The 17684-nt window shown below is 56.6% G+C and carries 17 protein-coding genes; 12 read left to right on the plus strand and 5 right to left on the minus strand.

Annotation, left to right across the window (positions count from 1 at the left end; all coding sequences use genetic code 11):
• The first annotated feature begins 22 nt into the window (after positions 1–22).
• On the plus strand, positions 23–889 hold the full coding sequence (locus tag ACR0DT_RS00810) for an urea carboxylase-associated family protein (RefSeq protein ID WP_480708922.1): 867 nt from the start codon (positions 23–25) through the stop codon (positions 887–889).
• Here ACR0DT_RS00810 and argE read toward each other — a convergent pair.
• Entirely contained in the window at positions 886–2082 is a 1197-nt protein-coding gene (gene argE / locus ACR0DT_RS00815; protein ID WP_480708923.1) for an acetylornithine deacetylase, read from the minus strand. The two genes, ACR0DT_RS00810 and argE, sit on opposite strands and share 4 nt — an antisense overlap.
• A complete protein-coding gene (locus ACR0DT_RS00820) occupies positions 2040–3224 on the minus strand; it encodes a M24 family metallopeptidase (RefSeq protein WP_480708924.1) in 1185 nt (394 codons plus the stop codon). The genes argE and ACR0DT_RS00820 overlap by 43 nt, the downstream gene beginning before the upstream one ends.
• An 85-nt stretch (positions 3225–3309) precedes the next feature.
• On the opposite strand from ACR0DT_RS00820, the gene ACR0DT_RS00825 reads away from it, so the two are divergent.
• The 11 genes from ACR0DT_RS00825 to ACR0DT_RS00875 all read left to right on the plus strand — a co-directional run bounded on the left by ACR0DT_RS00825 (position 3310) and on the right by ACR0DT_RS00875 (position 15119).
• Entirely contained in the window at positions 3310–4353 is a 1044-nt protein-coding gene (locus ACR0DT_RS00825) for a pyridoxal-phosphate dependent enzyme (RefSeq protein ID WP_480708925.1), read from the plus strand.
• A complete protein-coding gene (locus tag ACR0DT_RS00830; RefSeq protein ID WP_480708926.1) occupies positions 4350–5495 on the plus strand; it encodes a M24 family metallopeptidase in 1146 nt (381 codons plus the stop codon). Before ACR0DT_RS00825 ends, ACR0DT_RS00830 begins: the two co-directional genes overlap by 4 nt.
• Positions 5492–6202 carry a maleate cis-trans isomerase family protein gene (locus tag ACR0DT_RS00835; RefSeq protein WP_480708927.1) on the plus strand — a complete coding sequence of 237 codons (711 nt, stop codon included), beginning with the start codon at positions 5492–5494 and terminating at the stop codon, positions 6200–6202. The genes ACR0DT_RS00830 and ACR0DT_RS00835 overlap by 4 nt, the downstream gene beginning before the upstream one ends.
• A gap of 145 nt (positions 6203–6347) precedes the next feature.
• Complete coding sequence (locus tag ACR0DT_RS00840) at positions 6348–7439, plus strand: ABC transporter ATP-binding protein (RefSeq protein ID WP_366550915.1); 1092 nt, start codon at positions 6348–6350, stop codon at positions 7437–7439.
• A gap of 110 nt (positions 7440–7549) precedes the next feature.
• Positions 7550–8647, plus strand: a complete 1098-nt coding sequence (locus tag ACR0DT_RS00845; RefSeq protein WP_480708928.1) for an ABC transporter substrate-binding protein — start codon at positions 7550–7552, stop codon at positions 8645–8647.
• Positions 8648–8717: 70 nt separating this feature from the next.
• Positions 8718–9992 (plus strand): ABC transporter permease, encoded by a 1275-nt coding sequence (locus ACR0DT_RS00850; protein ID WP_480708929.1) that lies wholly within the window; start codon positions 8718–8720, stop codon positions 9990–9992.
• Between the two features lie 5 nt (positions 9993–9997).
• The gene (locus ACR0DT_RS00855) at positions 9998–11209 is read left to right on the plus strand and encodes an ABC transporter permease (protein WP_480708930.1); all 1212 of its coding nucleotides are present in this window, start codon (positions 9998–10000) and stop codon (positions 11207–11209) included.
• 159 nt (positions 11210–11368) lie between these two features.
• Entirely contained in the window at positions 11369–12589 is a 1221-nt protein-coding gene (locus tag ACR0DT_RS00860) for an aminopeptidase P family protein (RefSeq protein WP_480708931.1), read from the plus strand.
• A gap of 134 nt (positions 12590–12723) precedes the next feature.
• Positions 12724–13566: a glycosyltransferase family 25 protein gene (locus ACR0DT_RS00865; RefSeq protein WP_480708932.1), complete on the plus strand. Its 843-nt coding sequence runs from the start codon at positions 12724–12726 to the stop codon at positions 13564–13566.
• Between the two features lie 129 nt (positions 13567–13695).
• Entirely contained in the window at positions 13696–14064 is a 369-nt protein-coding gene (locus tag ACR0DT_RS00870) for a group I truncated hemoglobin (protein ID WP_480708933.1), read from the plus strand.
• Positions 14061–15119: an adenylate/guanylate cyclase domain-containing protein gene (locus tag ACR0DT_RS00875; RefSeq protein ID WP_480708934.1), complete on the plus strand. Its 1059-nt coding sequence runs from the start codon at positions 14061–14063 to the stop codon at positions 15117–15119. The genes ACR0DT_RS00870 and ACR0DT_RS00875 overlap by 4 nt, the downstream gene beginning before the upstream one ends.
• 3 nt (positions 15120–15122) lie before the next feature.
• Here the strand turns inward: ACR0DT_RS00875 and ACR0DT_RS00880 are convergent, their stop codons facing one another.
• From ACR0DT_RS00880 to ACR0DT_RS00890, 3 genes are all read right to left on the minus strand, one after another.
• Entirely contained in the window at positions 15123–15737 is a 615-nt protein-coding gene (locus ACR0DT_RS00880) for a TetR/AcrR family transcriptional regulator (protein WP_480708935.1), read from the minus strand.
• A gap of 75 nt (positions 15738–15812) precedes the next feature.
• Complete coding sequence (gene ppk2 / locus ACR0DT_RS00885; RefSeq protein ID WP_480708936.1) at positions 15813–16682, minus strand: polyphosphate kinase 2; 870 nt, start codon at positions 16680–16682, stop codon at positions 15813–15815.
• Between the two features lie 49 nt (positions 16683–16731).
• Complete coding sequence (locus tag ACR0DT_RS00890) at positions 16732–17679, minus strand: alpha/beta fold hydrolase (RefSeq protein WP_480708937.1); 948 nt, start codon at positions 17677–17679, stop codon at positions 16732–16734.
• Positions 17680–17684 lie beyond the last annotated feature (5 nt).

Consider the following 17684-nt stretch of genomic DNA (forward strand, 5'->3'; position numbering starts at 1 on the left):
CAAAAGCATGGGGAGAGCGTTGATGAAACTGGAAAACCCGAACTTCGCAGCACCAACAGATGCAGATGACCGGAAGGCTATCCAACCGGTCATTTGCTACCCGCCCGAGACACTTACGCAACCCGACCTGACCGCGTTGTCTAAGCTGCGGCAGGGGGCCAGCAAGACGGCCGAGGCTATCGCTGCCCCACGTGATGCGACCTGTATCGATGTACCCGCCGGGGCGTTCGTTCGGGTCTTGTCTGTTGATGGTCCGCAGGTCGGCGATCTGAACATGTGGAACAAGCACGACCTGTCCGAGCGCTTCTATTCCGGCAAAACCCGCGCGTTGCATGGTACACACCTGTCGACCGGGGACCGCATGTGGTCGAGCTTTCCCAACATGCGCCCGATGGCGACCGTTGTCGATGACACGCTGGATTGGTACGGGTTCGATGCGTTTGGTGGTTCGGTTCATGACGTGATCGGCACGCGCTGCGATCCTTATACAGGGCGGTTGTTGTCCGGCGACGATTACCACTATTGCTGCCATTCCAACCTGACCCGTGCGCTTGCCAGCCATTGCGACCTGCCGTTGCACGAGGCCGAGACGCTGGTGCATGACGTTTTGAACGTGTTCATGTGCACCGGGTTCACCCGCGACACCGGGCAGTACTTCATGAAGGCCAGCCCGGTGCGTCCCGGCGACTATCTTGAGTTCTTCGCTGAGATCGACCTGATTGTCGGTCTTTCGGCCTGTCCCGGAGGCGACTGTTCGTCGGAGCATTCCTCGGACGCAGCTGCCTGCTATCCGCTCGTGATGGAGGTTTATGATCCGGGTGGAGTTGCGCGCGCCGCGCATGTGCAACCCGCGCGCTCGGCCTATGACCGCACGCACGGTGCCGGTTAAGCAATCAGGCGGCGGCCCAGACGGTTCAGCATCCGGCAGCACAGGTCAAGCTGTTCGATTTCGACATACTCGTCAGCTTTGTGCGCTTGCGTGATCGAGCCTGGCCCACAGACAATGGCGTGTACGCCCAGTTGCTGAAATAGACCGGCTTCGGTGGCGAAGGCAACGACGCCGGTGCCATTGGCACCGGTTAGTTCGGCCACAAGCTCACGCGCGGCATTTTCGTCCATGGGTTCAAGCCCTTCGACTTCGGCCACCGCTTCTTGCGTGATGCTGGCATCGGGGTGGACGGCCTGCATTTCGGGCAGCAAACTGTGCTTGACGTAATCCGACAGAGTGTTTCTGACCAATTCGGCGTCGCTGGATTGCACTGGGCGCATTTCCCACGCGACTTCCGCTTTGCTGGCGATGACGTTATGGGCGACTCCGCCCGAGATGCGTCCGACATTGACCGTGGTCCAGGGCGGCTCAAACGGGCTACCCTTCGGTGCGCGTGATTTCAGGATATGCCGCAGTTCCAGTAGCTTGCCGATGTATCGCGCAGCGTATTCAGCCGCATTTACACCATCATCAGGGGCCGAGCTGTGTCCTTCGAGCCCGACGAAGCTGGTGGTGTATTCAAAGCAACCCTTGTGCCCTTCGATCACACGCATCTCAGTCGGTTCACCGATGACGGCAATGTCTGGCACGATGCCTCGTTCGGACAGATCGTTGACAAGGTTCTGCGCGCCCAGACAGCCGGTTTCTTCGTCATAGGTAAAGGCGAAATGCAACGGTTGGGTCAGTTTGCTAGCGTCCAGTGTCTCAGCAAATGCCAGCGCGGCGGCGATAAACCCCTTCATATCACAGGTGCCGCGACCATAAAGTTTGCCATCCCGTTCGGTCATTTCAAACGGATTCGTGGTCCAGTCCTGGTCGGCCACGGGCACCACGTCCGTATGACCTGACAGCAGAATGCCGCCCGCCATACCCGGCCCGAGTGTGGCAAAGACGTTGGCCTTATTCCCGGACGCATCCCGCGTTTCGATACAGCGCGCGCCCAAAGCCTCAAGGCGTTCGGTCAGATAGCGGATGATCTCGAGATTACTGACGGCAGAAACCGTTTCAAAGGCAATCAGGTCAGCAAGGATTTCCGTGGTTCTTGGCAGGGTCATGGCTTTACAAACAGTTTTCGGGGCCGGTTGCAAAAGCATTCGGCAGGTCCGGTTTCAGTGATCAGGATGGATTCGGTAATCTCAAGCCCCCAGTCGTCCATCCAGAGGCCGGGCATGAAGTGGAAGGTCATGCCGGGTTCCAAAACGGTCTCATCTTCGGGCCGCAGTGAGATCGTGCGCTCGCCCCAATCCGGCGGATAGCTGAGGCCGATCGGATAACCACATCGCGCACCGCGTTCAATCCCGACGCGTTCCAGGGGGGCGGCTAGGGCCAGCGCAATATCGCGGGCCTGATTGCCCGCGCGGGCGACGTCCAACCCGGCCTCAAGACCTTCGACCAATGCCGCCTCGGCCCGCAACATGTGGTCAGGCGGTTGGCCCAGAAAAACCGACCTGCAGAACGGAGTGTGATAGCGGCGATAGCAGCCGGACAGTTCAAAGAACGTACACTCACCGGTTCTGAAAGGCGCGCCGTCCCATGTCAGATGCGGCGCGGCTGCATCCGAGCCCGAAGGCAGCAGAGGTACTATGGCGGCATAATCCCCCCAATCGTCATCCACGCCCGAGATCGCATCGTGATAAACTTGCGCAACCATTTCGTTCTTACGCAGACCGGGCTCGATCCGGTCAATCACGCCATCGATGACATGTTCTGTGATGCGCGCAGCCTTGCGCATCAGCGTGATCTCTTCATCTGATTTCACCGCGCGTTGCCAGTTCACCAGCCCATTTGCGTCGACCAAATCAGCCTGCGGCAGTTCGGCCACCAAGGTCAGATGAGCCTTGGCCGAGTAATAGTAGTTATCCAGTTCGACGCCGATCCGATCCGCAGCCAGACCACAATCCCGGATCAATGTTGCGAGGTCCTGCATCGGATGGCGAACGGTGGATTGCACGAAGTGGTCCGCGTAGCCGCGAACTCGGTCATTTTTCATCCAGACTGTGCGGAGCGCGCCGTTGGCGTCCTGATTGCGGCCCCACCAAATGGGCTCCTGATCATGCAGAACCAGAACGCCCTGATGCACGTAGAACGACCACCCCTCATACCCCGTCAGCCACGCCATGTTGGACGGATCTTCGATAAACAAAGCGTCCAAACCAACTGCTGCCATAGCAGCACGTGTTTTTATCAGTCGGCGGTCGTATTCAGCTTGGCTGAAGGCCGGGTTGGCATGGGCCATTGGACGCTCCTGTGGTGACCGAGTTTTGTTGACAGAACTGGACGAATCCGATCACGTCAATGGGCAACTCAGGAAAGACGCTCAATTGAAAATCACATCCAACCCTCATCGCGGCGGCCAGAAACTGATCGAGGCCGCGCCGTATCCTTCGACCAATGTCGCGCGCGCGTCGGAATTGATCGCCCGCTGTCTGTCGGACAAAGAAACGCCTCTGACCGAAGTGACAGGATTGACCGACGTTGCCCACCTGTGGGTGAAGGATGAGCGCGGTCGGATGGGGCTGGGATCGTTCAAAGCGCTGGGAGCGGCCTATGTCATCGCGCGCCATGCAGCGGATATCGCTGAAAACCCGGATACCTCCACACTGGCGGGCCGTACTTATGTTACCGCCAGCGCAGGCAATCACGGCCTAAGCGTTGCGTCCGGTGCGAGCCGTTTCGGAGCCAATTCCGTCGTCTACATTGCGGGTACCGTACCTGAGAACTTTGCTGAACGTCTGCGTGCGCAAGGAGCGGATGTTGTGCGTGAGGGTGCTGATTACGCCGCCAGCATGGAGGCCGCCAGCAAAGCGGCGCAGGATAACGGCTGGATACTTCTCTCTGACAGTTCGTGGGAGGGGTACTATGAGTTGCCGCATACTCTGATGGAAGGGTATCTGCAGATGGCCGCCGAAGCAGTGCGCCAATGTCCTCAGGTGCCGACCCATATCATGCTGCAGGCGGGTGTCGGTGGTTTGGCCGGAGCAGCCGCCGCTTATGCGAGGGCGGCATGGGGGCAGGAACCGCAGATCATCGTCGTCGAACCCGAGGCGGCCCCAGCCTTGCAGGCCAGTATTGAGGCAGGAGCTTGCGTGTTCGCCGATGGCCCTGACAGCGTGATGGGACGTCTCGACTGCAAAGAACCGTCTTTGATAGCCTTGAACGGGCTGGCCCGGGATGCCGACAGTTTCTTGACCCTGACCGACGACCAAGTGACCGAACATCTGCCAGCCATGGCTAAAGCGGGCATCGCCACGACAGCGTCTGGCGGAGCAGGGGTTGCCGCTGTCATGAACGAGGATGCACGCAAGGGTTTGGGCATCGGGCCAGATGCCCGTGTGCTGTGCATAATCTCAGAGATCGCGGAATGAGGGGGTTTGTACCTTCTGAGTTCCAGTCGCGGACCGAACGCGCGCAACAACGAATGGCGCAGGCGGGTCTGTCGGCGCTGTTGCTGACTACAGAACCTGAGATTCGCTATTTCACTGGGTACTTGACCCGCTTTTGGGAAAGCCCGACGCGCCCATGGTTTCTGATTGTTCCTGTAACCGGCAAACCTATCGCTGTTATCCCTTCGATCGGCGCGGCCTTGATGGCGACGACCTGGGTCGAAGACATACGCACTTGGAGCGCTCCGGACTTGACCGACGACGGTGTCAGTCTGCTGGCCGATACTCTGTGCGAAATTTGCCCGACGGATGCGGTGATCGGTCTGCCGGATGGGCACGAAACCCATGTTCGCATGCCATTGACCGATCTTCACAGGTTGCAGGAGAGGTTGGATGCCCGGCGTCTGAGTGGTGACGCTGGAATACTCCGCGCGCTGCGTATGGTGAAATCCGAGGCTGAGATCGCCAAGATCGAAAACGCTTGCGCAATCGGCGGTAGGGCCTTTCAGCGCGTGCCCGAGATCGCGGGTGAAGGTGTCGCCCTGGACGAGGTGTTTCGACGGTTTCAGATGCTGTGCCTTGAGGAAGGCGCGGACTGGGTCCCATACCTTGCGGGCGGGGCCGAGCAGGGCGGGTACACCGACGTGATCTCTCCGGCCTGCCCAACTGCGTTGGTGCCGGGCGATGTTCTGATGCTGGACACAGGATTGGTGTGGGACGGATATTTCTGCGATTACGACCGCAACTGGTCGGTGGGGCAAGCCACGCAGCAGGTGCGTGATGCCTATGCCACTCTGATCGAAGCGTCGGATGTTGCGTTCGAAGCTGCACGTCCGGGCGCAACGGCGGCTGAGCTATTCCAGGTCATGAACGCCATCCTGTCCCGAAACAGCGAGGACACCGGTGCAGGACGATTGGGGCATGGCCTTGGGATGTCACTGACGGAGTGGCCGTCTCTGATCCCGACGGATCACACGGTGCTGGAACCCGGTATGGTCCTGACGCTAGAACCGGGAATAGCTATAGGCGATAATATATTGGTTCATGAAGAAAATATCGTCATCACCGAAGGGATGCCACGCTTTATAAGCCCTAGGATCGGACCGGAGTTGCCACAGATATGAGTTATCTTCCGTACACGCTGGACGAGGACGATCCTAAAGCTCCGCCAATGGGTCTGATTGTTCTGCAAACCGACGAGACTATCGAGCCCGAGTTCAACGCCTATTTCGCGGATCGTACCTGTCCGATCTATGTCTCGCGGATTCCAAGCGGGGCCGAGGTGACAACGGATACTCTGGCGGAAATGGAGACTGCTCTGCCCGCCGCAGCGGATCTGTTGCCGAAAATTCGCCCTTACAAAGTAGTCGGCTACGGATGCACGTCCGCCAGTTCGGTCATAGGCTCAGAGAAGGTCGAGCGGATGGTGCAAAAGACGTGCAATACCGCCGTGGTCACCAATCCTCTGCGTGCCGCATCGGTCTGTGCAATGCATTTGGGTGTTTCAAAACTCGCGCTGCTGTCGCCCTATATCGAAGAAGTGAACGAACCACTGCGCCGAGCATTCGCAGAAAACGGGGTTTCGATGGATGTTTTCGGTTCGTTCGGTGAAGCTGAAGAATCAAAGGTCGTACGAATTTCGAAACGCTCTGTGGTGGATGCTGCGCTTAAACTAGGGGCTGATCCATTGGTTGAAGCTGTTTTTCTAAGCTGCACGAATCTAAGAACTTTTGATGCTATACCCGAGATACAGGAACGCCTTGGAAAGCCAGTTTTGTCCAGCAATCAAAGCCTTGCCTGGCATATGCGGGAACTGAACTCGGTCGGATGACGGACTGGTCGGAATTAAAATAGTCACCCTGCCTAAAAAATTAGGTTGCGTGGCGCGCCCTGCATGTCCTTAAATGTCCCCAATGGTCTTTGAGATCCGGATAAACCGGGCAAGCAACAGACCGCACAGGGAGCCAAGTCGGTATATGTCCAATGACGCTGCGTTCGTCGAGTTTCAACGTGTCCAAAAATCTTATGATGGTGAAATACTCGTTGTAAAAGATCTAAACCTCTCATTGCCAAAAGGTGAGTTTCTGACAATGTTGGGCCCGTCGGGGTCCGGCAAGACAACTTGTCTGATGATGTTGGCAGGGTTTGAAACTGCTACCCATGGCGAGATCATGTTGGACGGAAAACCGATCAACAACATCCCCCCGCACAAGCGTGGTATTGGGATGGTGTTCCAGAACTATGCTCTGTTTCCCCATATGACAGTGGCTGAAAACCTGTCGTTTCCGCTGGAAGTGCGGAAGATGGGCAAGGATCAGCGCGAGGAAAAGGTCAAACGCGCACTGGATATGGTGCAGATGGGGGCCTTTGGTAGCCGCCGCCCCGCGCAGCTTTCAGGTGGTCAGCAGCAGCGGATCGCATTGGCGCGGGCGCTGGTGTTCGAACCTGAACTTGTGTTGATGGATGAACCACTGGGGGCGCTAGACAAACAACTGCGCGAGCATATGCAGTTTGAAATCACCCGACTGGCGCATGAGCTGGGGATTACCACCGTCTACGTGACACACGACCAGACCGAAGCGTTGACGATGTCGGACCGGGTCGCAGTGTTTGACGATGGGCGCATTCAACAATTAGCCCCACCTGATCTTCTCTATGAAGAACCCGAAAATAGTTTCGTTGCGCAGTTTATTGGTGAAAACAACACCTTGGAAGGTGTTATTAAATCAATCGACGGCGACTCCTGCGTGGTGGCGCTGGATGACGGATCCGAGATCGATGCCAAACCTGTGAATGTCCACAACCCGGGAGATCGGACCAAAGTTTCCATCCGTCCGGAACGGGTCGAGTTCAACAAAGACCGCCTACACGCAGATGCGCATACGCTGAAAGCTACGGTCAAAGAGTTCATCTATATGGGTGACGTGTTCCGTTTCCGCCTGTCTGTGGCGGGGAACGACGATTTCATCATCAAAACCCGGAATGCACCGGATGCGGTGAAACTGCAGCCGGGCCAAGAGGTTGAAATCGGCTGGCTAGCCCATGACTGCAGGGCGCTTGACGCCTGAGCAGGGAAATACCCACACGCTCCGCCCGGACGTGGGGGATATCAGGTAATCGGGCGTCCCGTGGCCCGACCTGAAAAGCTAAAATTAACGGGAACAACAGGGAGTTAACAATGAAAGTTACCAAAACCACTCTACTGGCGGGTGCGGTTGCCGCAATTGCTGGCGGTGCTATGGCCGAAGAGATGACGATCGTCTCGTGGGGCGGCGCGTACTCCAAATCGCAGCTAAAAGCGTATCACGAGCCCTATACGGAAAAGACAGGTGTCACCATTCTGAATGACGACAGCTCGCCCGAGGGCGTTGCCAAGCTGCGCGCCATGAACGAGGCGGGCAACGTCACGTGGGACGTTGTCGACCTTGAAGCGGCAGACAATATCCGCGCCTGCGACGAAGGCCTGATCATCGAGATCAATCCTGATGAGCATCTGGCGGCGGCGCCTGACGGCACTCCGGCTACCGAAGATTTCGGGGATCAGCTGGTTTCGCCCTGCTACATTCCCCTGATCGTCTTCTCGACAACCTTCGGTTATCGCACGGACATGGTTCCGGAAGGCGTGGAACCCCCAACTGGCGCATGCGATGTATTCGATCTTGAGAAATATCCTGGTAAGCGCGCACTGAACAAGCGCCCGATCGCCAACATGGAATGGGCACTACTGTGCGATGGCGTGGCCTACGAAGACGTTTATGACACACTGGAAACCGAAGAAGGTGTCGAGCGTGCTCTGGCGAAACTGGACACGATCAAAGACCAGACAATCTGGTGGTCCGCGGCTGCCGAACCAGTGCAATTGCTGGCTGATGGCGAAATCTTCATGGGTTCTACCTATAATGGTCGCCTGTTCTCGATGATTGCCGAGCAGGATCAGCCTGTCGGCATGGCATGGGACTGGCAGATGTTCGATCTGGACGGTTTCGCAATCCCGGCCGGTCTGACCCCGGAGCGCGAGGCGCGGGCGTTGGACTACATCAAATTCGCATCGGACACTCAGCGTTTGGCTGATCAGGCCGCTTATATCTCATACGGCCCGGCCCGTGCGTCTTCGGCGCCTCTGGTAGGTCAACATGCTGAACTGGGTATCGACATGGCCCCCCATATGCCGACTGATCCCAGCAACGCTCAGAACACCTTTGTGAACAACTACGAATGGTGGGCTGACTACCGTGATGATCTGGACGCACGGTTCCAGGCATGGCTGTCGCAGTAACCATTTGAGTTCAAAAACCAGTCAGGGGGCGGTTCGCTGCCCCTTGGCCCGATAAATTCAAGGGGCACTGATGACTGACGCAAGCCAAAACGCAGGACCGATGCTGGCCGCGGATGGAACGCCGCTCAAGCAATCTCTGGCACGTTCACTACGACGGCAAAAGCTGCGCGCTCTGTTATTGATTGCGCCCCTTCTTCTGTTCGTTCTGTTCTCATTCATAATTCCAATCGCATCGATGCTGTTCCGTTCGGTGGAAAACGGCATCGTTGAAAAAACGCTGCCTCTGACGGTTGTGGCGTTGGAGAGCTGGGATGAAAAAAGCGGCGAACTGCCGGACGAGGCCGTCTATGACGCCTTTGTCAATGACATGATCATTGCGGTCGCTGAAAAGAAACACACACGGTTGGGGTCTCGGCTGAACTACGAAGAGCCGGGCATCTCGTCCCTGTTCCGTAAAACCGGTCGAAAGATCAGGAAATGGGACCCCGTGGCGGACGCGCCGTTCAAGGAAAAGCTCATTGATGCTGAAAAAGGGTGGGGAGACGTCGAAAACTGGCGCGTGATCAAGACCCATTCCCGCAACGTGACCCCCGGCTATTTCCTTGCTGCGGTTGATCTGAGGCTCACGCCTGATGGTGTAGCTGCGCAGCCGGAAGAAAAGCAGATTCTTGTAAAGCTGTTCGGTCGAACGTTGTTCATGTCCCTGATCATCACCGGGTCGTGCATTCTGTTGGCCTATCCGGTCTCATATCTGCTGGCGAACCTTCCAATGCGCGTTTCAAACCTGCTGATGATCCTGGTGCTGTTGCCCTTCTGGACCTCGCTACTGGTGCGGACATCGGCGTGGAAAGTGATGCTGCAACAGCAAGGTGTAATTAACGAAACGCTGGTTTGGCTTGGGTTGGTCGCGGATGACGCGCGACTGGTGATTATCAACAACCAGATCGGTACGATCGTTGCGATGACGCATATCCTGCTGCCGTTCATGATCCTGCCAATGTATTCGGTGATGCAGACGATCCCGCCATCCTACACTCGTGCTGCCAAGTCGATGGGGGCCACGAACTGGACGACGTTCTGGCGGATCTACTTCCCGCAATCCATACCGGGTATCGGCGCTGGCTCGATCCTCGTATTCATTCTGGCCATCGGCTACTACATCACGCCCGAAATCGTGGGCGGCACCAAAGGTGTCTTCATCTCGAACCGGATTGCGTACCACATCTCGTCCTCGCTGAATTGGGGGCTGGCTGCGGCGCTGGGAACGATCCTGCTGGCGGTCGTTCTGCTTCTGTACTGGTGCTACGACAAAATCGTCGGCATCGATAACGTGAAACTGGGATAAAGATCATGGCAGCACTTACACCAATATCCCGCAAACCGTTGTCGATGGTTCTGCCCACAGTTGCCGCCGCCGGAGGTTTCCTGGGCATGTTCGTCGGGGCCGGGCAGGGCAGTGTCCTGCTGGGCATCCTGATCGGGGCCGCGCTGATGGCAGGACTGGCCTGGGTTTACATCACAGTGCTTGATAACGAAGGCGTCGCGCGCTGGATCACCATTCTGGGGCTGGGCGTGATCGGTTTCTTCTTTGCCGGATTCACGGGACTGATTGTTGGTTTACTGGCCGGTTGGTTCTTTGCCTTTTTTATCTTCTGGCTTTACGAAGGGCGCTACCGACAAAAACTGTTGCCCTATCTAACGGGCCAACAGGTGTTCGGACACTACCTGTTTCGGGTGATCTGCGGCGCTATCTTTGTGTTCCTGATCACACCCATCCTTGTGGTTCTGCCTCTGTCGTTCAACGCACAGGACTTTTTCACATTCACCCCTGAGATGCTGCGCCTGGACCCCGAAGGGTATTCGCTGAAGCACTACCGTGACTTCTTCACCAATAATGAATGGCAGCGCAGCTTCAAGAACTCGCTGATCATCGCGCCAATCGCGACCGTCATTTCGGTTTCGCTGGGAACGTTGGCCGCCATCGGCCTTAGCCAATCGCATGTGCCAGGTCGCCGGGCCATCATGGGCATCCTGATCTCGCCCATGATTGTGCCGCTGATCATCTCGGCCACGGGTATGTTCTTTTTCTACAGCGACATCGGCCGATTCATGGAAGGCACGTTGGGCATGGACAAGAACTTTGTCGGTTACATCAAAGTTGTTCTTGCCCACGCGGTTCTGGGCATTCCGTTCGTTATCATTACGGTGACCGCGACGTTGGTCGGGTTTGACCGGTCGCTGACGCGGGCCGCTGCGAATATGGGGGCTGGGCCGGTGCGGACGTTTTTCAAGATCCAGATGCCGCTGATCCTGCCGGGCGTAATCTCGGGCGGGTTGTTCGCCTTTATCACCTCGTTTGACGAAGTTGTTGTGGTTCTGTTTGTCGGATCGGCAAGCCAAAAGACGCTGCCTTGGCAGATGTTCACTGGTTTGCGTGAACAGATTAGCCCGACCATTCTGGCGGTTGCGACCATTCTCGTTGTGATCTCGATCGCGTTGCTGACCACGGTCGAACTACTGCGACGTCGGTCTGAGCGACTACGGGGCCTCAGCCCGGGTTGACGCGACTCGAAAGCTGATTTAGCGATTTCACCATGCACTCCGGTCACGATGGCGTCGTGACGATACACGGGGTGCATGGCTCTCGGTTCCCGAGGCCGCTTGTCCTGAACGCCGGGGCTTGTGGCCGGGCGGTGCCTGTCCGGCATTAGGAGAGACCATATGACTGACCTGACTAATCGCCCAGAGTTTTTCACCAGCCACAATGGTGACAAAGCACCGTTGCCCTTCAGTGAGGCCGAGTACACGCGGCGTCTGGCCAAATTGCGTGCGACGATGGCGGCGCGTGACATCCCCGCGGTGCTGCTGACGTCGATGCACAATATCGCCTATTACTCGGGCTTTCTGTATTGCGCCTTTGGCCGCCCATACGGTTGCGTCGTGACGCAGGACAGCTGCACGACGGTTTCGGCGAATATCGACGCGGGCCAGCCGTGGCGGCGCTCGGTCGAAGAGAATGTGATTTACACCGATTGGCAGCGGAACAACTATTGGCGCGCTGTGGCCAGCCTGATTGGTTCGGCCGGCCGGATTGGTATCGAGGGTGATCACATGACGCTGGCTATGCGCGATACGGCGTTGGACATGCTAGGCGGGCCAGAACTGGTGGATATCGCACCCGACACGATGGCGGCACGCATGGTGAAATCAGCCGAAGAGATCGACCTGATCAAGGGTGGCGCCCGTACGGCTGACGTCGGTGGCGCGGCCATTCACGCTGCGATCCGCGAAGGTGCCACTGAGATTGAGATCGCCATGGCTGGGCGTGACGCGATGGAGGCTGAGATCGCGCGGGCTTATCCGGAAGCCGAGTACCGCGATACATGGGTATGGTTCCAGTCGGGTTTGAACACCGATGGGGCTCATAACCCGGTCACGAAGCGTGCCCTGCAGAACGGCGATATCCTGTCACTGAACACGTTCCCAATGATCTCAGGCTACTACACCGCGTTAGAACGGACGTTGTTTCTGGGAGAACCCGACGCCGAAAGCCTGCGCATCTGGAAGGCCAATGTCGCCGCGCATGAACTGGGCCTGAGCCTGATCAAACCCGGCGCAACCTGTTCCGGCATCTGTGAAGAGATCAACAGGTTCTTTGCTGACGAAGGTCTGCTGCAATACCGCTCATTCGGTTACGGCCATTCCTTCGGCATTCTCAGCCATTACTACGGCCGTGAGGCCGGGCTAGAGTTGCGCGAAGACATCGACACGGTGCTTGAACCGGGCATGGTCGTGTCCATCGAGCCAATGTTGTGGATTCCCGAAGGCCAGAAAGGCGCGGGTGGGTATCGCGAGCATGACATTCTGGTCGTCGAGGAAACTGGTGCGGAAAATATCACCGGCTTCCCATATGGTCCCGAGCACAACACGATCAGCGCTTAAATGGATCGGCAAGAAGGGCGGTCAGCCCTTCTTGCCTCACGTAGGCATCAGAACTTCACGTGGTCACGCTGTGGCGGGGTTGATTGTCCGCTTCTGCGGTGTGTATCTGACGACAGTGTTTGAAAGGATGCGCCGTGGGACATTATGAGCTGCCGCCGGGAACAGGTGCCTACTTTATCAACCTGGACCGGGTGCCCGAGCGGGCCGCGTTCATGGAGGGTCAGTTCACCGCAACAGGGTTGGTCGGTGCCCGTCAGTTCAGTGCAGTGGATGGTCAGCAACCCGGGGCGCTGGATGGAAATGGTTACGTTCCGGGAACCGGCACCCGTTGGGGTTTGAAGCAGAGCGAAATTGCCTGTTTTGAAAGCCATCGCTCTATTTGGCAGGTTGCGGTGGATCAAGGGTTGAATGCAGTCGCGATCTTTGAGGATGATGTTGAAATGTCAGCTCAAGCTGGCGCGTGTATCGCGGCGTTGCTGGGGGATGGATCAGGGTTCGACCTGATCAAGCTGGATTATTCGCCACGTTCTATGCGATTTGGGGCACTTGAGACGATTGCGGATGTGCCAGTACGACCGATGTTGGAAATGGCCCCTAGTGCGGCGGCTTATATTTTGACGCAAGCAGCCTGCCGTAAATTGCTTTCGTGGTCTGAACAATACTCGGATCATCTAGATGATTTCATTTCAATTCCGCGTCCAGACTGGAGTATGTATCAGTGTTTTCCGGCCGTAGGCGTGCAGATGATATGGTCAAAACAGCAGGAACTGATTGTCGAAACCGTCAAGGTCAGCGAACGGTCGCAGGATCAGAAAACCAATAGCGGGTTGGACAAAGGCCCACTGTGGTTCCGCATCCGTCGCGAACTACAGGCCGCCCGGCGCAAGTTGTATTGGCGTGCAGGCGGACAAGGGCGATTGCTGGCACACGGCGGATTTGAGGGCTTCATTCCTTGCGCCGAAGACCTGAAAGTCTAACTTAAGTCACGGATGGTCCCGAAGCTTTTTGTAACCACCAATCCGCCGAACTACGCATAAGCGTTAACAAAACTGTCAGTTTGATATAAACTTGCAGTGTTGTTTTCGGTTTAAGCTTGGGTGTGTAGCGTGGGGCAGACAATATATGAAAGATACGGTGGGTTCAAAACGATCAGTCGGATCGTGATGACTTTCTATGAAATGGCTTTGGATTCGGATCAGATCGGTGGCCATTTCGAAGACATCGACATGCCGCGTTTGATCGACCATCAGACCAAATTCGTGTCTTCTCTTGTCGGTGGTCCTGCATCCTTTAGCGATGACAGGATTGAGGCCGTCCACAGGAACCTCAATATCTCTCATGCGGATTTCGATGAGATGGCAGAGTTATTTGCCGAGGCATTGTCTATGCACGGAATGGAAGATACGCACATCAAGATCGCCATGAATGCCATTGAATCTAAACGCGCAATTATTGTCGCACGTGACGCCGCATGAGTATTCTTGCGATAAACGAACAATTGCTGCGGGCGATAGGTGTTGGCGTCGCCGTTGTGCGTGCTTCGGATCTGAGCTTTGTGTTCCACAATGGACCGTTTGCCGAATGGTTCGGAACCCCGACCGAAGGGCAGACCTTGCTGGATTTGCTCCCGTCGCTGGATCAGCGCGAATTGGACGACGTCAAGCAATCGGGGCTTCGATACACTGTCGAACTGCAGATCAAACCAAAACGCAGAACGTTGATTTTTGCGACGGCGGTATCTCTGGCGAACGGCCTGTCCGAACAGGTTCTGGTCGTCGAATGCCAGAACATCACCCGTATCCGCGAATTGGAAAGCATGATCGACAGCTACTCGACCATGGTGGAACGCAACACGCGTGAACTGGAGCGCGAGAAAGAGCGTGTCGAACGTCTGCTACTAAATCTTATGCCTCGAGCAGTGTACGAAGAGTTCAAGACCTTTGGTGTCGTCACGCCGCAGCTATACGAACAGGTTTCGGTGGTGATGTTGGATTTTGTGGGCTTCACGGATTTTGCCGCCAAGACCGACCCAACCGTCACGTTAAGCGAATTGAACGACATCTTCACCGCCTTTGACCGTATCGTCGAACAGTTCGGGTGCGAAAGGATCAAGACCATCGGTGACGCCTATCTGGCGGTGTCCGGTATGCCTGATGCGACACCGGATCATGCCACCGCTGTTGCTCATTGCGCGGTTCGCTTCCTGCGCTATCTGGAGCGGCGCAATGAAAGCCACCCTCATAAATGGCAGGCCCGGATCGGCTTGGGAATGGGGGCCGCGGTGGGTTCCGTGGTTGGGATTCAGAAATACGTCTATGACGTTTTCGGACCGGCAGTGAACATAGCTTCACGCCTCCAAGTTTTTGCAAACCCAATGCATATCGTTGCCCCGGAAGAGATGAAATACGCCCTGATTGATGAGTTTCAGGTCTCGGACATCGGGCGCGTAGACATCAAGGGCATGGGTGAAATGGAATTGATCAACGTCACCTCTGGCCTCAGCGTACCGAAACCACTTGGCAGATTCTGACCGTTAATCGTCCTGCGGCACAAGCCCCAGACCTCGCAAGTAGATGCCAATGCCGGATTCCAGTAAATCCTCGGGCGAAAAGGGGGAACTGGCGCCGGTGTTCCGGGCGTAAAGTTCGACTACGCCGTGACTCATGGCCCAGATATGGGCGCTGAACATGGAAGCTGGCGGGCGTTTTTCGGGCGGGATGTGTTGCGAAAGATCAGCGGCGGCTTTCTCCAACACTGCCTTGGCGCGGTTTGCGGCTAAGGACAGTTCGGGCGTGCGATTGACTGAGATACCGCTTTCAAACATCGCGATGTAGTGGCCAGGGTGCTTGCGCGCAAACGCCAGATAGGCGCGCCCTGTCGCCTCGAATGCGGCTAGCGCTGAAGGCTGACCCTTGTCATAGGCATACTGCATCAGATCCGCGAACATCTCGAACCCTTGCCTGGCGGCTTCGGCGATCAGGTCTTCGCGTCCGTGGAAATGCCGATAGACAGCAGCTGGAGTGACACCAGCGGTTTTTGCGGCCTCGGACAGGGTAAAGCCGGTCGGACCTTTTTCTTCAATCAGAGACAGGGCAGCCTCGATCAGAGCCTGTTTCAGGTTCCCGTGGTGATACCCGCGTTTTGTCATACCTGCTTCAGGTGCCCTTTTTTAAGTTATAGAATTCATGACATAATTCGCGCCGACGCATTCGTCCACCACCTGTCATGCATCCCAGATGTCCGGCCCACCACAGATTTTCGGATCGTTCGGGCCAATGGCCTCCTCGTCCTTTTCATCATAGTCCAATGCGTGCAAAATCGTACGAATGGCCGCCAATCGCGCGCGTTTCTTGTCGTCTGATCGAACAATGGTCCAGGGGCAGTGCTCTGTATGGCTGCGCGTCAGGGTTTCTTCGATCGACTGGCTATATTCGTCCCATTTGTTCAGGCCCGCTATGTCGATCGGGCTAAGCTTCCACTGTTTCAGCGGATCGGTTTCACGGGCCAGAAAACGATTGAGTTGCTCTGCTCGGCCGACATTCAGCCAAAACTTGAACAGTTTGATCCCGTCATTCACCAAACCAGTTTCCAGCGGCAAGACCTGTCGGAAGAACCGCTCTCGTTCCTCCGGAGTGCAAAAACCAAAGACGTTTTCAACGACGCCGCGATTATACCAGCTGCGATCAAAGAACACGATCTCACCAGCGGCAGGTAGATGTGCGATGTATCGCTGAAAGTACCACTGGCTGCGCTCGGTATCCGAAGGTTTGCTGAGCGCCACATTGCGTGCGCCGCGCGGGTTCAGATTTTCCCGGAACCGCTTGATGGTGCCGCCTTTACCAGCCGCATCGCGGCCTTCGAAAATAAGCGCTATACGATGGTCAGTTTCCCTAAGCCAGGACTGCATCTTGACCAGTTCAATTTGCAGCTTTTCCATCTGTTTGTCGTAATCCTTACGCTTCATCCGTTCGTCGTAAGGGTAGGACGGGTTAAGAATATCGCCTTTATCGGATTTTTCGATGGCTGAACGCACCTCTTTCGGCGCGTCATTCTTAAAGTACTTTTCGATGGAACCTTTTTCGGAACGGGCCATGGGTTACCTCGCCATAAAATCCATATCCTACTATGGATTAGCAACGAGCCTAACGCAAACCCGCACGTTGTGCGGCACGGTCAATGGCGGCGGCAACCTCGGGCGCGGCTACGACCTGCGGCATGTGTCCAATTCCAGGCAGTTCAATCAATTCCGCGCCGGGAATTTGTTCGATCAGTCGATGTGAATGCCATCCCAACCCTACGGTATCGTCGTCGGTGCCGTGGACAATCTCGGTCGGCACTTCGATTTGACTGTATCTCGGTTGCAGGGCGCGAACCTCTTCCAGCAAATTAGCGCGCTGCTTGGCATTGGCGTGCATCGAGGCGCGGCGCATGGTCAGGCCAGGGCCAAAGTGGTCGGCATATCCTTCGGGCGCAGATTGCGGTTCGAATACGCGGTCCAAAGCCTTCTCAACATACCATTCGGGCACAAATGCAGTGATCAAGGGTAGTGCAGCGACGTTGCCGGTGGGTGTCGCCGCCAGCTTGTTAAAGCCGTCCAGAGGGGTCTCCCACGGAATGGCCGCAGCAGCAATCAGGACCAGTCCCGAGATATTGTCAGGTCGCGTGACAGCCCACGCAAGCGAGACCGAGCCTCCATAGCTTTGCCCCGCGACGATAGGTTTGTCAGCGCCCAATAGAGCCGCTGCCTTTTGCAGGATTTCCGCTTGTTGCTCAATGGTTTCACCGTCCGGATTAAAGCTGGCACTATATCCCAGACCCGGACGGTCAAAGACGATCACGCGGTAGTTCTCTGCCAGTATCGGAGCCAGCGCAAAGGTCATATCGCGCGTATTGCCGCTTGATCCATGGATCAGCACGACATCTGGACCTTCGCCCATGACAACGGCATGAACCGGGATACCGTCAACTTCAACGATTTCGCCTTCGGGGGGAAATGCGGCTTCGGCGCGAGCCTCATTCCGGGCAGCGCGCCAGAGTGCGACGGCCCACAGCAAAACCAGCAAGGTCAGTGCAATTAGGCCGACGCGCATCACCG

This window comes from Ruegeria sp. BI11 (genome assembly GCF_056538005.1).

What these genes read in the sequence shown, in the direction of transcription:
- ACR0DT_RS00860 (WP_480708931.1), top strand. Translation starts at nt 11,369, where the DNA reads ATGACTGACCTGACTAATCGCCCAGAGTTTTTCACCAGCCACAATGGT.
- ACR0DT_RS00855 (WP_480708930.1), top strand. Translation starts at nt 9,998, where the DNA reads ATGGCAGCACTTACACCAATATCCCGCAAACCGTTGTCGATGGTTCTG.
- ACR0DT_RS00830 (WP_480708926.1), top strand. Translation starts at nt 4,350, where the DNA reads ATGAGGGGGTTTGTACCTTCTGAGTTCCAGTCGCGGACCGAACGCGCG.
- ACR0DT_RS00840 (WP_366550915.1), top strand. Translation starts at nt 6,348, where the DNA reads ATGTCCAATGACGCTGCGTTCGTCGAGTTTCAACGTGTCCAAAAATCT.
- argE (WP_480708923.1), bottom strand. Translation starts at nt 2,082, where the DNA reads ATGCTTTTGCAACCGGCCCCGAAAACTGTTTGTAAAGCCATGACCCTG.
- ACR0DT_RS00880 (WP_480708935.1), bottom strand. Translation starts at nt 15,737, where the DNA reads ATGACAAAACGCGGGTATCACCACGGGAACCTGAAACAGGCTCTGATC.
- ACR0DT_RS00890 (WP_480708937.1), bottom strand. Translation starts at nt 17,679, where the DNA reads ATGCGCGTCGGCCTAATTGCACTGACCTTGCTGGTTTTGCTGTGGGCC.
- ACR0DT_RS00810 (WP_480708922.1), top strand. Translation starts at nt 23, where the DNA reads ATGAAACTGGAAAACCCGAACTTCGCAGCACCAACAGATGCAGATGAC.
- ACR0DT_RS00835 (WP_480708927.1), top strand. Translation starts at nt 5,492, where the DNA reads ATGAGTTATCTTCCGTACACGCTGGACGAGGACGATCCTAAAGCTCCG.
- ACR0DT_RS00875 (WP_480708934.1), top strand. Translation starts at nt 14,061, where the DNA reads ATGAGTATTCTTGCGATAAACGAACAATTGCTGCGGGCGATAGGTGTT.
- ACR0DT_RS00850 (WP_480708929.1), top strand. Translation starts at nt 8,718, where the DNA reads ATGACTGACGCAAGCCAAAACGCAGGACCGATGCTGGCCGCGGATGGA.
- ACR0DT_RS00820 (WP_480708924.1), bottom strand. Translation starts at nt 3,224, where the DNA reads ATGGCCCATGCCAACCCGGCCTTCAGCCAAGCTGAATACGACCGCCGA.
- ppk2 (WP_480708936.1), bottom strand. Translation starts at nt 16,682, where the DNA reads ATGGCCCGTTCCGAAAAAGGTTCCATCGAAAAGTACTTTAAGAATGAC.
- ACR0DT_RS00845 (WP_480708928.1), top strand. Translation starts at nt 7,550, where the DNA reads ATGAAAGTTACCAAAACCACTCTACTGGCGGGTGCGGTTGCCGCAATT.